General features: G+C 73.9%; 10 protein-coding genes. 5 read left to right on the top strand and 5 right to left on the bottom strand.

Annotated features, from left to right (window positions below):
- Positions 1 to 39: 39 nt before the first annotated feature.
- Together SLAV_RS09550 and treY are read right to left on the bottom strand one after the other, a co-directional pair.
- The gene (locus SLAV_RS09550; RefSeq protein WP_030234656.1) at positions 40 to 684 is read right to left on the bottom strand and encodes a dihydrofolate reductase family protein; all 645 of its coding nucleotides are present in this window, start codon (positions 682 to 684) and stop codon (positions 40 to 42) included.
- Positions 685 to 1,765: 1,081 nt separating this feature from the next.
- Positions 1,766 to 4,066 (bottom strand): malto-oligosyltrehalose synthase, encoded by a 2,301-nt coding sequence (gene treY / locus SLAV_RS09545; RefSeq protein ID WP_051841188.1) that lies wholly within the window; start codon positions 4,064 to 4,066, stop codon positions 1,766 to 1,768.
- An 88-nt stretch (positions 4,067 to 4,154) separates the two neighbouring features.
- Here treY and SLAV_RS09540 point away from each other — a divergent pair, with 88 nt between their 5' ends.
- On the top strand, positions 4,155 to 5,498 hold the full coding sequence (locus tag SLAV_RS09540; RefSeq protein WP_078950484.1) for an MFS transporter: 1,344 nt from the start codon (positions 4,155 to 4,157) through the stop codon (positions 5,496 to 5,498).
- Here the strand turns inward: SLAV_RS09540 and glgX are convergent.
- Positions 5,483 to 7,597, bottom strand: a complete 2,115-nt coding sequence (gene glgX / locus SLAV_RS09535) for a glycogen debranching protein GlgX (RefSeq protein ID WP_030234650.1) — start codon at positions 7,595 to 7,597, stop codon at positions 5,483 to 5,485. The two genes, SLAV_RS09540 and glgX, sit on opposite strands and share 16 nt — an antisense overlap.
- Positions 7,598 to 7,891: 294 nt before the next feature.
- On the opposite strand from glgX, the gene SLAV_RS09530 reads away from it, so the two are divergent.
- Together SLAV_RS09530 and SLAV_RS09525 are read left to right on the top strand one after the other, a co-directional pair.
- Positions 7,892 to 9,151, top strand: a complete 1,260-nt coding sequence (locus SLAV_RS09530; protein WP_030234647.1) for a DUF5919 domain-containing protein — start codon at positions 7,892 to 7,894, stop codon at positions 9,149 to 9,151.
- A gap of 200 nt (positions 9,152 to 9,351) precedes the next feature.
- The gene (locus SLAV_RS09525; RefSeq protein ID WP_030234644.1) at positions 9,352 to 10,065 is read left to right on the top strand and encodes a 3'-5' exonuclease; all 714 of its coding nucleotides are present in this window, start codon (positions 9,352 to 9,354) and stop codon (positions 10,063 to 10,065) included.
- On the opposite strand, the gene SLAV_RS09520 is transcribed toward SLAV_RS09525, so the two are convergent.
- Both SLAV_RS09520 and SLAV_RS09515 read right to left on the bottom strand, forming a co-directional pair.
- Positions 10,046 to 10,681, bottom strand: coding sequence for a hypothetical protein (locus tag SLAV_RS09520; RefSeq protein ID WP_030234642.1), 636 nt, complete (start codon positions 10,679 to 10,681; stop codon positions 10,046 to 10,048). The genes SLAV_RS09525 and SLAV_RS09520 overlap by 20 nt on opposite strands.
- Before the next feature lie 21 nt (positions 10,682 to 10,702).
- Complete coding sequence (locus tag SLAV_RS09515) at positions 10,703 to 11,554, bottom strand: phosphotransferase enzyme family protein (protein WP_030234639.1); 852 nt, start codon at positions 11,552 to 11,554, stop codon at positions 10,703 to 10,705.
- Between the two features lie 170 nt (positions 11,555 to 11,724).
- On the opposite strand from SLAV_RS09515, the gene mgt reads away from it, so the two are divergent.
- Positions 11,725 to 12,963 (top strand): macrolide-inactivating glycosyltransferase, encoded by a 1,239-nt coding sequence (gene mgt, locus SLAV_RS09510; RefSeq protein ID WP_030234638.1) that lies wholly within the window; start codon positions 11,725 to 11,727, stop codon positions 12,961 to 12,963.
- The gene (locus SLAV_RS09505; protein WP_051841183.1) at positions 12,960 to 13,547 is read left to right on the top strand and encodes a DUF1697 domain-containing protein; all 588 of its coding nucleotides are present in this window, start codon (positions 12,960 to 12,962) and stop codon (positions 13,545 to 13,547) included. Before mgt ends, SLAV_RS09505 begins: the two co-directional genes overlap by 4 nt.
- Positions 13,548 to 13,563: the final 16 nt, after the last annotated feature.

The following is a 13,563-nucleotide window of genomic DNA, read 5'->3' as shown; positions in this document are numbered from 1 at the left end:
TGACCACCGTGACCGGACCGGTGCCCGGCCGGGGCGGCTTCAGCCGGTGCCCGCGACGCCGCGGTCGGGTGCGCTCATGTCCCCCGTCGCGGGCGTGCCGTCGGCGAGCCCGTAGCGCAGGTACACGGTGCCCTTGGGGCTGGCTGCCGGGGGTTCGAGGAGCCTGACGTTGGTGGGCACCGCCCCGCCGTCGAACACCTTCTTCCCGACACCGAGCACGATCGGGTGCAGCCAGAGGTCGAGCCGGTCGAAGAGCTTCTCGCGCAGCAGGGTCTGCACGAGGTCCAGGCTCCCGACGACCTTCACGTGCTCGTGCCGGTCACGGATCTCGCGCACCGCCCCGGCCAGGTCCGGGCCCAGCTGGGTGGACCCGGCCCAGGAGAGGTCGGGCCTGCCGCGCGAGGCCACGTACTTGGGGACGCTGTTGAAGAGGGCCGCGATGTCGCCGTCCTCGCCGCCCTGCTGGTGCGGCCAGTAGGCGGCGAAGATGTCGTACGTGCGCCGGCCGAGCAGGAGGGCGTCCGTGCCCTCGTACGCGGCACCGACCTGCGCCCCGGCGACCTCGTCCAGCAGCGGCGCCTGCCAGCCGCCGAACGGGAACCCCACCGGGTCCTCGTCGGGCCCGCCGGGCGCCTGCCCGACGAGGTCGAGGGTCGCGAACAGCTCGATGTGGATGAGGCCCATGGCGTACTCCCGGCGAGTCGGTTGTCTCCGTCAAGAGATAGCCCCGAGGGCGCCCTGAGCCGCATCGCCGCGCCGGAGGTGCGGGGCGGGGCGGGGCCGAGGGTGGGCGGTGCACCCTTGGCCGGGATCAGGGAAGGGCTGGGGGCGTCCCGCCAGTCCACTGTCCTTCCGTGCCGTGCCGGCCTGTCAAGGGCGCTCCTTCGTCGCGTCGCTTCGCGATGGCCTTCGGCCACCCTTGACAGACCGACCCGTCCCGGAATGCCAAAGACTGTCGGGAAGCCCCCAGGGAAACGGCCGGGAGGAACCCATGGGCATGCGGGTACCTCGCAGATGCCCATGCCGTCCCCGTCTGGGTGGACCCGAGATGCGGGCCCATTTCCCTCAGATTCCGGGCCGGGGGGCAGCCAGACCACATGACACGGAGACCAGATCGTCCAACCGCTCCTCCCCGGCCCCAGCGCATCGGATCGCTACGCGCTTCACTCGGCTTAGCGGCCGCTGCCCGCCTGTGGCTGGACGTCTCGGACTCTGCGGACGACAAAGTCGTCCGCAGAGTCCGAGAGGCGCGACCACAGCCGCTTCGAGGCCCATCCAGCCCGCCAAAAGGGACAAACGACCCGCGCTCGCGTGAGGGACAGAGACTCATGGCCATGGGCGGCCTGTGTCCGGCCCCAGACGGCGGCCGGACGCTATGCCGTGCGCAGCGCGTAGCGATCTGAGGCGCCCTGGGGCCCGTTGGCCGCTCTGGTCGTCGTGTCGGGTGGTCTGGGCCGCCCCTGGCCTCGGGCCGATGGCTTTTCGGCGCCGGAAAGGGGGACTGGGCGCAGGCGGGTCTCGCGTCGCTGCGATGCCCGCTCCTCCCCCTCATCCCCGTGGACCGTTCTTTTGGGGGGTTTCCGGCAGTCTTCGGATTTCCGGGGCGGGTCGGGCTGTCAAGGGTGGCCGAAGGCCATCGCGAAGCGACGCGACGAAGGAGCGCCCTTGACGGGCCGGCCCGACGCGGAGAGACGATGAGACTGACGGGAAACCCCCAAACCTTCTCCGATGCGGACCGAGCTGGATCCTGCCCCTGACCCCGCCCCTACCCCACCCGGATCAGGGCCGTGGCCGGCAGGTCGGTCAGGAGGTTCGCCAGTTCCACCCGTCCCTCGTGGGCGCCCCCGCCCGGGGTCCCGTGGGCGGCTCGCCACCGTCCCGGGGGCAGGTTCAGGGTGGTGCCGTTCCAGCCGCCCGATTCCGCCAGGCGGTGGGAGAGCCGGGTGGCCACCGCGACGAGGTCGGCGGAGCGGGCGAAGGCCACGCAGTGGTCGGCCGCCGGGCCGGAGGCCGTCAGGGGGGTGTAGCCGGTGAACAGTGCGGGCCGGTCGCGGCGCAGCCGGAGCAGGGCCGCTGTCAGCGCCAGCTTCTCCGCCGCGAGGCCCTGCGGGGCGGTGCCCGCGTCGAGGGCGGCCAGGGCGCCGCGCGGGAACGCCGCCGGGCGGCGGTTGTCCGGGTCCACCAGCGCCCGGTACTCGGTCTCCGAGCCCTGGTAGACCTCCGGCACCCCCGGCATCGTCAGGTGCAGCAGGGTCATGCCCAGGACGTTGGCGCGGGCCGCCTCCGTCAGGTGCCCGGGGAGCCCCGCCGCCTCCCCGGGTACCAGGTCCGCGATGCCGGCTTCGTACTCCTCGTCGGGGTCGGTCCAGGACGTCCGCAGCCCGGCCTCCCGGGCGGCCTTCAGCAGGGCCGCCGCCAGCCGGGCTTCCCGGTCGGGGGCGTCTCCGAGGCCGAGGGCGCTCTGCCGGGCCACCCACGCCAGCTGGGGGTCGCCGGAGCCTCCCGAGCCTCCCGAGCCTCCCGAGCCGCCTGAGCCCCCCGCACCCCCGGTCACCGCCATCGCCCCCGGGGCCTGGGACAGGGTTGCGATGCGGGCGCGGACGTCCGCGCTCCGCTTCGTGTCGTGCGTGGACAGCACCGTCCCCGTGGCGGGCCAGTCCCGTTCCAGCTCCGCGCAGTACGCGTGGAACTCCGCTACCGACACCGCCGGGGCGCCCGGCTCGCCGCCGACCTCGGTGGCCGACAGCAGGGGGGCCCAGCGGTAGAAGGCGCGGTCCTCCAGGGACTTGGCGCGCAGGGCGGCGGAGGTCTGGGCGAAGCGGGCCCCGAAGGCCGGGTCCCGCAGCACGAGTTCGCGTACGCCGTCCAGGCCGCTCACCCCCGCCGCCCCCTCGGCCACCGCCCCGCCCGGGTAGGGCCGGTACACCGGGTAGCCGATCAGCAACTCCCGCACTGCCGGAGCCAGTTCCGGCCCGGCCAGGCGTTCCAGCAGAGCCAGTTCGGCGGCCAGGTCGCCGGTCAGCACCTCCCGGGCCGCCGCCGCGGCGGTCTCCTCCCAGGAGGGCAGGCCGGTGGCACCGGCGTAGGCCCGGGCGAGTTCCGCCGTGCCCGCCGGGTCGGCGAACAGTCCGTCGACGCGGTGCAGGGCGTCGTAGCCGGTCGTGCCCGCCACCGGCCAGCCGGGAGGGAGCCGTTCCTGGCGGGCCAGGATCTTCTCCACCACCACCCAGCAGTCCCCGCCCACCGCCTCCCGCAGCCGCCGCAGGTACCCCTCGGGGTCCGCCAGCCCGTCCACGTGGTCGACGCGCAGCCCCTGGAGCACCCCGTCGCGCACCAGCTCCAGCACCTTGGTGTGGGTGGCGGAGAAGACTCCGGGGTCCTCGACCCGCACCCCGATCAGGCCCGAAATGGTGAAGAAGCGGCGGTAGTTCAGCGCGGTGCGGGCCTCCCGCCAGCAGGCGATCCGGTACCACTGCGCGGCCAGCAGCTCCGGCAGCGGCAGCCCGGCCGTGCCGGCCCGCAGGGGGAACTCGCGCTCGGTGCCGCCCTCCGCGTAGCGCAGCAGCTCCGTGCCCGCATCGACGCGGAAGCCGTCGGTCCGCGGCGGCTCCCCGAGCACCGGCAGCAGCAGCCGTCCGTCCCCCGCCTCCCAGTCGACGTCGAACCAGCGCGCGTAAGGGGAGCGCGGCCCTTCCCGCAGCACCTCCCACAGGGGCCGGTTCAGGCGCAGCGGGTCCGGTACCGCCATGTGGTTCGGCACGATGTCCAGGACCAGTCCCAGCCCGTGCGCCCGGGCCTTCGCGGCCAGCGCCCGCAGGCCCTCCTCCCCGCCCAGCTCGGCCCGCACCCGGGTGTGGTCGGTGACGTCGTAGCCGTGCGCCGAGCCGGGCACCGCCTCCAGTGCGGGGGAGAGGTGCAGGTGTGACACGCCGAGCGAGGCGAGGTACGGTACGGCTGCTCCGGCCGCGGCGAACGGGAACGCGGGGCCCAGTTGGAGACGGTAGGTCGACGCGGGGACGACGGGTTTCGGAACGTCAGATTCCGATTGACTGCTTGAATACTGCATGGTCATGAGAACGTACGTACCCAGCCCACGCGATTCCGTGCCATGACCCGATGCATCCGGGTGACTGCGCCGCGTTAATGTCGATCGGGTGGCTGGAACCCTCAAGACCTATCGAAGAGTCATCGCCCTGACCGGGCCCCTGCTCCCCCTCCTCTCCTTCTTCGCCCGTCTGCCCGTCGCGATGTCCCAGTTCGGGAGCGTCCTGCTGGTCGCCGAGACCAGCGGCTCCCTCGCCACCGCCGGCATCGTCGGTGGCACCCTCTCGGCCGGCCAGGTGGTCTTCGGGCCCGTCCTCGGCCGGCTCGCCGACCGCCACGGGCAGCGGCCCGTCGTCCTCTGCGCCGCCGCGGTCAACGCCGTGGCCGCCGCCGGGCTCGTCGCCGGGGCCCTCGGCGGCCTCGCGACCGTCCCGCTCGCCGCGATCGGCGCCGTCACCGGCGCCTCCGTCCCGCTGATCGGACCGCTCGCCCGGACCCGCTCCGTCGCGCTCGCGCACCGGGCGGAGTCCGACGAGAGCGTCGTGAGCGCCGTCCACTCGCTGGAGGGCACCCTCGACGAAATCTCCTACGTCTTCGGCCCGGCTCTCGTCGGACTCGCCGCGCTCGTCGCCCACCCGGCCGTCGCCCTCGGCGGCGCGGCCACGCTGGTCGCCGTGTTCGGCGCCGCCTACGCCCTGCACCCGACCGCCGCCGTCACGGCAGGGTCGCCCGCACGGGCGCGCGGCGCGCGGGGGAGGGTCCGCCACCCCCGCGTGGTCCACGCCGTCCGCGGCTCCCTCGCCCTCCAGGGCGCCATGTTCGGCGCCTGCCAGGCCGGCATCGCCTCGCTCACCGCGCAGTTGGGCGTGCCCGGCCAGGCCGGGGTCGTCTACGCCATGATGGGCGTCGTCAGTGCCGTGACGGGCCTCGCCCTCGGTGCGCTGCCCGCCCGCTTCGGGCTGCGGACGCGCTGGCGGGCGGCCACCGGCGCCGCCCTGGTGCTCTCGACGCCCCTGCTGTTCACCGACGGCCTCTGGCCGCTGTACGTGGTCGTCACCGTCCTCGGCGCCGCCTACGCCCCGCACCTGATCACCGCCTTCGCACTGACCGAACGCGTGGTCGAGCCGGCCCGGCTCGCCGAGTCGATGGCCTTCGCGGCGAGCTCCCTGGTGGCCGGACAGGCCGTCGCGCTGGCCGTCTCGGGACGGCTCGCCGAGGCCTACGGCCCGTCCGGGGCCTTCGCCGTGGCCGTGGGGGCGGCCGCGCTGTGCCTGACGCTCGCGCTGGTCACCACGGTGCCCTCGGGCCGCCCGGAAGCGGCCGGGCCCGCCGTCCCGGCCCCGCGGGGCGCCTCGCCCTCCGCAGCCTCCGACACCGCCTCCGCCTCCGCAGCCCCCGACGCCGCCGCCGAGCCGACCGCCGCCGCCCCGGGCGGCACCTACGCCGGTCGCTGAAGCACGACCAGGCACCGTCCCGCCAGGGCCACCCGGTCCCCGGCCGCGAACTGCGGCCCGGTATCGGGTGGCGGCACCTCCGCGCGCGCCGTGTCCACGACCAGCCGCCACCGCGCCCCGTGCCCCGCCGGGATGGTGAAGTCCTGCGGATCGGCGCCCGCGTTGAACATCAGCAGGAACGAATCGTCCGTGATCCGCTCCCCGCGCGAGCCCGGCTCGGAGATCGCCTCGCCGTTGAGGAACACGGTCAGCGCCCGTGCGTGCTGCGCCTGCCAGTCCCGGGCCCGCATCTCCTCCCCGTGCGGGGTGAACCACGCGATGTCGGAGAGTTCGTCGTGCGTGCCCTCCACCGGCCGCCCGTGGAAGAACCGCCGCCGCCGGAACACCGGGTGGTCCCGGCGCAGCCAGACCATCCGCCGGGTGAACTCCAGCAGCGCGGGCGGCGGTTTGCCCGGCTCGGGCCAGGTCACCCAGGACAGCTCGTTGTCCTGGCAGTAGGCGTTGTTGTTGCCGCCCTGCGTGCGCGCGAACTCGTCGCCGTGGCTGAGCATCGGCACGCCCTGGGACAGCATCAGGGTGGCGGTGAGGTTGCGCATCTGCCGCGCGCGCAGCTCCAGGACTTCCGGGTCCTCGGTCGGCCCCTCGATTCCGCAGTTCCAGGACCGGTTGTGGGTCTCGCCGTCCCGGTTGCCCTCGCGGTTGGCCTCGTTGTGCTTCTCGTCGTACGAGACCAGGTCGTGCAGGGTGAAACCGTCGTGGCAGGTGGTGAAGTTGATGGAGGCCAGCGGGCGCCGCCCGTCGTCCTGGTAGAGGTCCGAGGAGCCCGTCAGCCGGCCCGCGAACTCCGCGAGCGTGCGCGGCTGCCCGCGCCACAGGTCCCGTACGGTGTCGCGGTACTTGCCGTTCCACTCGGTCCACAGCGGCGGGAAGTTGCCCACCTGGTAGCCGCCCTCGCCCAGGTCCCAGGGCTCCGCGATCAGCTTCACCTGGCTGACCACCGGGTCCTGCTGTACCAGGTCGAAGAACGAGGACAGCCGGTCGACCTCGTGGAACTGCCGGGCCAGGGTGGCCGCGAGGTCGAAGCGGAAGCCGTCCACGTGCATCTCGGTGACCCAGTACCGCAGCGAGTCCATGATCAGCTGGAGCACGTGCGGGGACCGCATCAGCAGCGAGTTGCCGGTTCCGGTGGTGTCCGTGTAGTGGCGGGGGTCCTCGGCCAGCCGGTAGTACGAGGCGTTGTCCAGCCCCCGGAAGGACAGGGTCGGGCCCAGGTGGTTGCCCTCGGCGGTGTGGTTGTAGACCACGTCCAGGATCACCTCGATCCCGGCCTCGTGCAGCGCCCGGACCGCCGACTTGAACTCCAGCACCTGCTGGCCCCGGTCGCCCGAGGCGTAGCCGTTGTGCGGGGCGAAGAAGCCGATGGTGTTGTAGCCCCAGTAGTTGCTCAGTCCGTCGTTGACCAGACGGTGGTCGTTGACGTACTGGTGCACCGGCATGAGCTCCAGCGCCGTCACGCCGAGCTTGGTCAGGTGCCCGATGACCGCCGGGTGGGCGAGGGCCCCGTAGGTGCCCCGCAGCTCCTCCGGCAGGTCGGGGTGACGCATGGTCAGGCCCTTGACGTGCGCCTCGTAGAGGACGGTGTGGTGGTACTCGTGGCGCGGCGGGCGGTCGTTGGCCCAGTCGAAGTACGGGTTCACCACGACCGAACTCATCGTGTGCGGGGCCGAGTCGAGGTCGTTGCGGGAGTCGGGCCGGCCGAAGTGGTAGCCGTAGACCTGCTCGCCCCAGTCGATCTTCCCGCTGATGGCCCGTGCGTACGGGTCGAGCAGCAGCTTCGCCGCGTTGCAGCGCAGGCCGTGCTCGGGCTCGTACGGGCCGTGCACCCGGAACCCGTAGCGCTGCCCGGGCATCACTCCGGGCAGGTAGGCGTGCCGCACGAAGGCGTCCGTCTCGCGCAGCTCGACGGCGGTCTCCGAGCCGTCGTCGTGCAGCAGGCACAGCTCGATGCGTCGTGCGGCCTCGGAGTAGACCGCGAAGTTGGTGCCGGCGCCGTCATAGGTGGCACCCAGTGGATACGCCTGTCCCGGCCAGACCTGCATAGACAACGCTCTTCCCATCCTGGTCCGGCTGATCCGGCGTCGGTCACGTCAATGCCAGATCTTCCCCGAAAGAGGGGCCGCACGCGTGGACTTGCGATGCTCCTGACGGGTGACCCGGAGAGCTGATATGCGGGTCACCCGACTGTCCGGGCATCACATAATGGGTCAACGGGGGGCCGGAGCACGGGGCGTGGGACCGTCCCGGGGTGCTTCGGGCTGCGTCGGGCCGCACGCGCGGAGTACCCTTCCGTGATCACTGGAGACGGGCGTCCAGACGCAGAAGGCGGTGCACGGGTGAGCTCGGGAGGTCTGGAGCTGCCCCCTGGTGACGGCGGTCACGAGGGTGGCCCGGCGGATGCACCGGGGGGCGCGGCCGGGACGGTGGCGGCCGGGGCGGTGTCGCTGGCCCCGCCGACGGCCGGGGACGTACGGGCCGGGGCCGAGCTGGACTGGGGCGCGGAGGCGTGGAGCGAGGTCCGTACGCGGGCCCAGCGCGCGGGCCGTGCGTACATCTGGCTGAATCTGATCGAACAGCGGCTGAGATCCGTGGTGGGCGCCGTGCTGCGGCCCGTCTACGAGCCGGTGCACGGCGGGGACGACTGGGTGGTCGCCGCCGCCGGGCCGGCCGGGCAGGAATGGGTGCAGCGGGCGGTGGCCGTCCGCGAGGTCAGCCGGCGCAAGGGCTACCTCCTCGACCCGGCCGACGACAACGTGCTGAGCTTCCTGACGCTGCCGCAGCTGCGGGAGCTGATGGTCCAGCACTGGCCGTGCTTCGAGCCGTACTTCGACGACCGGCGCGAGATCGAGCTGGCCCTCGACGAGCTGGAGGTCACCCGCAACGTGGTCTCCCGCAACCGGGCGCTGTCGCGGCCGGTGCTGGAGCAGGCGGAGCGCGCCTCGGCGCGCCTGCTGGAGGTGCTGGGGGCCGGGGCGGGCAGCCCGGCGGCGGACCGGCTGCCGATCGACGCGGTGGAGGACCTGGTCGGCGACCGGTACGCGGACGTCATCTCGGTCCACCCGGACCGGGTGCGGCTCCAGCGGATGCTTCCGGCGGAGGACCTGTTCGGCGGCGCGCGACGGCTCGACGCCATCGGGATAGGCCTGAACCTGCTGGTGCAGAACTTCTCCGGCCGCAGGCTGGTCCGGCTCACGGAGGCGGGCTGCCGGGTGCGGCTGCTGTTCCTGAACCCGGCGAGCAGCGCGGTCAAGCGGCGCGAGCGGGAGCTGGGGCTGCGCAAGGGCGAGCTGAGCCGGTCGGTGGAGATGAACATCCTGCACGTACGCAGGGTCCGGGCGGGGCTGAAGGACCCGTCGTGCTTCGACATCCACGTCTTCGACGAGACCCCGCGCTTCACCGCCTACCTGGTGGAGGGGGAGTCCTCGGGGATCGCGGTGGTCCAGTCGTACCTGCGGCGGGCCCGGGGCATGGAGGCTCCGGTGCTGGTCCTGCGCGGGGGCGGCCGGGGCGGGCGCAAGGACTCCGAGCACGGGCTCTTCCCGACCTACCGGGAGGAGTTCGAATCGGTCTGGGAGGACTCCCGGCCGGTGTCCTGACGGCGTCCCGCCGGGCCGCCCGGGTCTCGGCCCGGGCCCGGATCCGGCGCCGGATCCGGCCGTGGCGGCCCCGCCCTCCGGTGTGTCAGTGCCGCGTGGCAGGCTGAAACGCGTTGACCGATACACGGGGGAGGGCGCGTCATGGAGGCGTGGCACGGGGGAACACGGTTCGAGGCCGGCGCCGGAACGGCGGCCGGGTGATGAGCTGGATCAGCGGGCCGCTGGTGGCCTTCGACCTGGAGACGACGGGGACCGACGTCGAGACCGACCGCATCGTGACGGCGGCGGTGGTGCGGCTGGGGCCGGACGGGACCGTCTCGGGGGAGCGGACCTGGCTGCTCGACCCGGGGGTGCGGATACCCGAGCAGGCGTCCGCGATCCACGGCATCTCCACGGAGCACGCCCGGGCGCACGGGGTGCCCGCCGCCGAGGCCGTCGAGGAGATCGTGCGGGCCGTGGCCGACGGGCTGGGCGCGGGGCGTCCGCTGGTGGTGATGAACGCGCGCTACGACCTCTCCCTGCTGGACCGCGAGTGCCGGCGCCACGGGGTCGAGTCGCTCAGCGAGCGGCTGGGCGGCGTACCGTCGCCCGTCATCGATCCGCTGGTGATCGACAAGCACGTGGACAAGTACCGCAAGGGGAAGCGGGCCCTGCACGCGCTGTGCGCCCACTACGGGGTCGCCCTCGACGACGCGCACGACGCCAGGGCGGACGCGGTGGCCGCGGCCCGGGTGGTGCGGCGGCTGGGGGAGACGCACCGGCCCGTGGGGCTGATGCCCCTGGCGGACCTTCAGGCCCTCCAGGTCCGGGCGGCGGCCGAGCAGTCCGTCTCGCTCCAGGCGTACCTGCGGCGCACCACGGACCCGGCGGCGGTCGTCGAGCCCGCCTGGCCGCTCATCCCGCGGCGGGGCTGAACTCGGCGGGGTCGGCGTACTGGACGTGGAGGCCGCGGAAGCGGATGCCGCAGTCGACCTCGCGGCAGTAGTGGCCGTGCCGGGCGGAGGTGCGCGGGTGCGCCGGGCCGCTGCGGGCCACGTCCCGGAAGAGCGCGGCGGCGCGGCGGAACAGCGGCGCGCTGCCGGTCAGGAACAGGGTCTCGGCGTGGATGTGCTGGTGGAAGCGGTCGCGGTCGTCGGCGTGCCGCGGGTACGTCCGGTCCGGGTCCTCCTGCGGTTCCGGCGGGCGCAGGTCCACCGTGCGGGGCCGTCCCGGTCCCGGCCGTGCGCGCAGCCGCTTCCAGTGCGCGGGGGCGAACCGGAGCGAGTGGTGCAGCAGGACCAGGTCGAGGGCGCGGTCCCCGGGCGTCCTGCCCCCGGCCGTGCGCAGGGGCAGGTGGACCAGCGTGCGCGTCGAGGAGGCGGCCAGGGTCCACAGCCCGGCCATGAGGAGGGCGGCTTCCCGGTCGAGGTAGGCGTTCAGGTACCAGGAGTCGTCGAGGAGTTCGGCGTGGGCCGGGGGGCGGGCCGGGCGGACCACCCTGAAGGAGTCCCGGCCCGGGTGGGCGTCGTGGACGGTGAGGTGCAGTTTCACGAGTGACTTGATACGGCAGTGCTAGAAGGGGTGCCAGCGCATTTCCGTGTCCCCCTCGCGCAGCGAGGCCACCCGGCGACGGAACTCGGCCAGGGCGCCGGGGTTGGAGGGTGCGTGCTGGGATACCCAGGCGCAGCTCGCCGTCTCGCGGGCGCCGCGCAGCACCGCGCAGCCCTCCCACTCCCGTACGTCCCATCCGTAGGCGTCCGTGAAGGCCCGGTACGCGTCCGCGGGCAGGCCGTACCGGTCCCGGGAGAGCGCCATCACGACGAGGTCGTGCTCGCGCAGGTCGGCCGAGACGGTCTCCAGGTCCACCAGCACCGGTCCGCCGGGGCCCACGTGGACGTTGCGGGGCAGGGCGTCGCCGTGGATGGGGCCCGGGGGCAGGTGCGGGGTGAGCGCGGCCACCTCGTCCGCGTAGGCGTCGCGCCGGGCCCGCAGGAACGCCGCGTCCTCGGGGTCGACGGCGTCGCCCGCGAGCCGCAGCCAGCGTTCCACTCCGTCCAGCAGGTCCCGCGGGGGCAGGGCGAAGGGCGGCGCGGGCAGGGCGTGCAGCGGGCGCAGCAGGGCCGCGAGGTCCTCGGGGCCGGCGGGCCGGACCGCGTCGGGGAGGCGGTGCCACAGGGTCACCGGGTGACCGGCCGCCAGCCGGGGCGCGGGCTCGGCCGCGCGCACCGCCGGGACGCCGGCTCCGGCGAGCCAGCCCGCCACCGCCAGTTCCCGTTCGGCCCGCGCGAGCAGCCCGGCCTCGCGGCCCACCTTCACCACGAGGCCGTCGACGGCGAAGACGGCGTTCTCCCCGAAGGCGAGCAGCTCGGCCCGTCCGGTGAGGCCGGCCTCCGTCAGTACGTCCCTGGCCCGCGCCTCGTCCATGCCGTTCGTTCCGCCCTCTCGTGCCGCGCCGGATCGTGGGGGTCCGGATCTCCGCGGATCGGGACCGACCGGGGGTCAGTCTCGCATCCCCGGCGCGCCCCCCGACGGGTCGCGGTCATCCGGTGGGGCGGGCTCCGGAAAGTTGGTTGCACGAGACGTATCGTCTCGCTATGGTCGGATGCATGACCCCCTCCAAGCCCGCCCACATCGCCATGTTCTCCATCGCGTCCGCAGGCCACGTGAACCCGAGCATCGAAGTGATCCGCGAACTCGTCGCCCGCGGTCACCGGGTCAGCTACGCCGTACCCGCCCCCTACGCCGACCAGGTCGCCGAGACCGGCGCCACCCCGGTGATCTGGAACTCCACCCTGCCCACCGAGGACGACCCCGACGCCTGGGGGAGCGAGCTCATCGACCAGATCGAGCCCTTCCTGAACGACGCGGTCCAGGCGCTCCCGCAGCTCGCCGCCGCCTTCGACGGGGACGAGCCCGACCTCGTCCTGCACGACATCACCGTCTACCCGGCGATCGTCCTGGCCCGCCGCTGGGGCGTCCCCGCGATCTCCCTCTCCCCGAACCTCGTGGCCTGGAACGGCTACGAGGAGGAGGTCGCGGCGCCGATGACCGCCGCACTGCGCGCCTCAGGGCGCGGCAGGGCCTACTACGCCCGCTTCGAGGCCTGGCTGAGGGAGAACGGCATCGAGGAGGACCCGGACCGGTTCGTCGGCCGCCCGCCCCGCAGCATCGTCCTCATCCCGCGCGCCCTCCAGCCCCACGCCGACCGGGTCGACCCCGACGTGTACACGTTCGTCGGGGCCTGCCAGGGCGACCGCAGCGCCACCCAGGGCACCTGGCGGCGCCCGGAGGCCGCGCGGGGCAGGAAGCTGCTGCTGGTCTCCCTCGGCTCCACCTTCACCAAGCAGCCCGCCTTCTACCGGGCCTGCATCAAGGCCTTCGGCGACCTCCCCGACTGGTACGTGGTCCTCCAGATCGGGAAGTTCACCGACGAGGCCGAACTGGGGGAGGTGCCCGCCAACGTCGAGGTCCACCGCTGGGTTCCGCAACTGGACATCCTGCGCCAGGCCGACGCCTTCATCACCCACGCGGGCGCGGGCGGCAGCCAGGAGGGCCTCGCCACCGCCACCCCCATGGTCGCGGTCCCCCAGGCCGTCGACCAGTTCGGCAACGCCGACATGCTGGCCTCCCTCGGCGTTGCCCGCCACCTCCCGATGGAGCGGGCCGACGCCAGCGCCCTGCGCGCGGCCGTCCTCGGCCTGCTCGCCGACCCCGGGACCGCCGTCCGCGCCGAGGCCGCCCGGGCCGCGACGGCCGCCGAGGGCGGGACGCGGCAGGCCGCCGACCTCGTCGAGGAGGCACTGTCACAGGCGGGGCTTAGGGTGCGCCCATGACGAAGCCGACGGCGAAGCCCGTGACGAAGCCCGTGACGAAGAAGAAGTACGCGGCGCTGCTGCGCGGCATCAACGTCGGTGGGAACAAGAAGGTCCCGATGGCCGAGCTGCGCGCGGTCCTGGAGGGCCTCGGCCACGGTGACGTGCAGACGTACCTGCAGAGCGGCAACGCCGTGTTCAGCAGCGCCGAGGGCGACCCGGACGCCCTCGCCCGGGGCCTGGAGGCCGCGATCGAGGGCCACTTCGGCTTCCGCGTGCCCTGCCTGGTCGTCGACGGGGAGTACCTGGCCGCCGTGGCCGGAGCCTGTCCCTTCCCGGCCGCCGAGCTGGAGGGCAGGCAGCTCCACGCGACCTTCTTCTCCGCGCAGCCCGGCCCGGAGCGCTTCGCCGCGCTCGACGGCCCCGCGTACCTCCCCGAGGAGTACCGGCTCGGGGACCGGGTCCTCTACCTCTACGCGCCGGACGGCCTGGGCCGCTCCAAGCTCGCCGAGGCGCTCGCCCGGCCGGCCGTGGTCAAGGGCCTGGACGTCACCACCCGCAACTGGAACACCGTCGCCAAGCTGGTCGAACTGACCCGCCCCTGACCCGCCCTGACCGGGC

This window comes from Streptomyces lavendulae subsp. lavendulae (genome assembly GCF_002803845.1).
Taxonomy (GTDB): Bacteria; Actinomycetota; Actinomycetes; order Streptomycetales; family Streptomycetaceae; genus Streptomyces; species Streptomyces lavendulae.
Note: the sequence above shows the minus strand (reverse complement) of the source record. Positions and strands in the feature narration are given on the sequence as shown.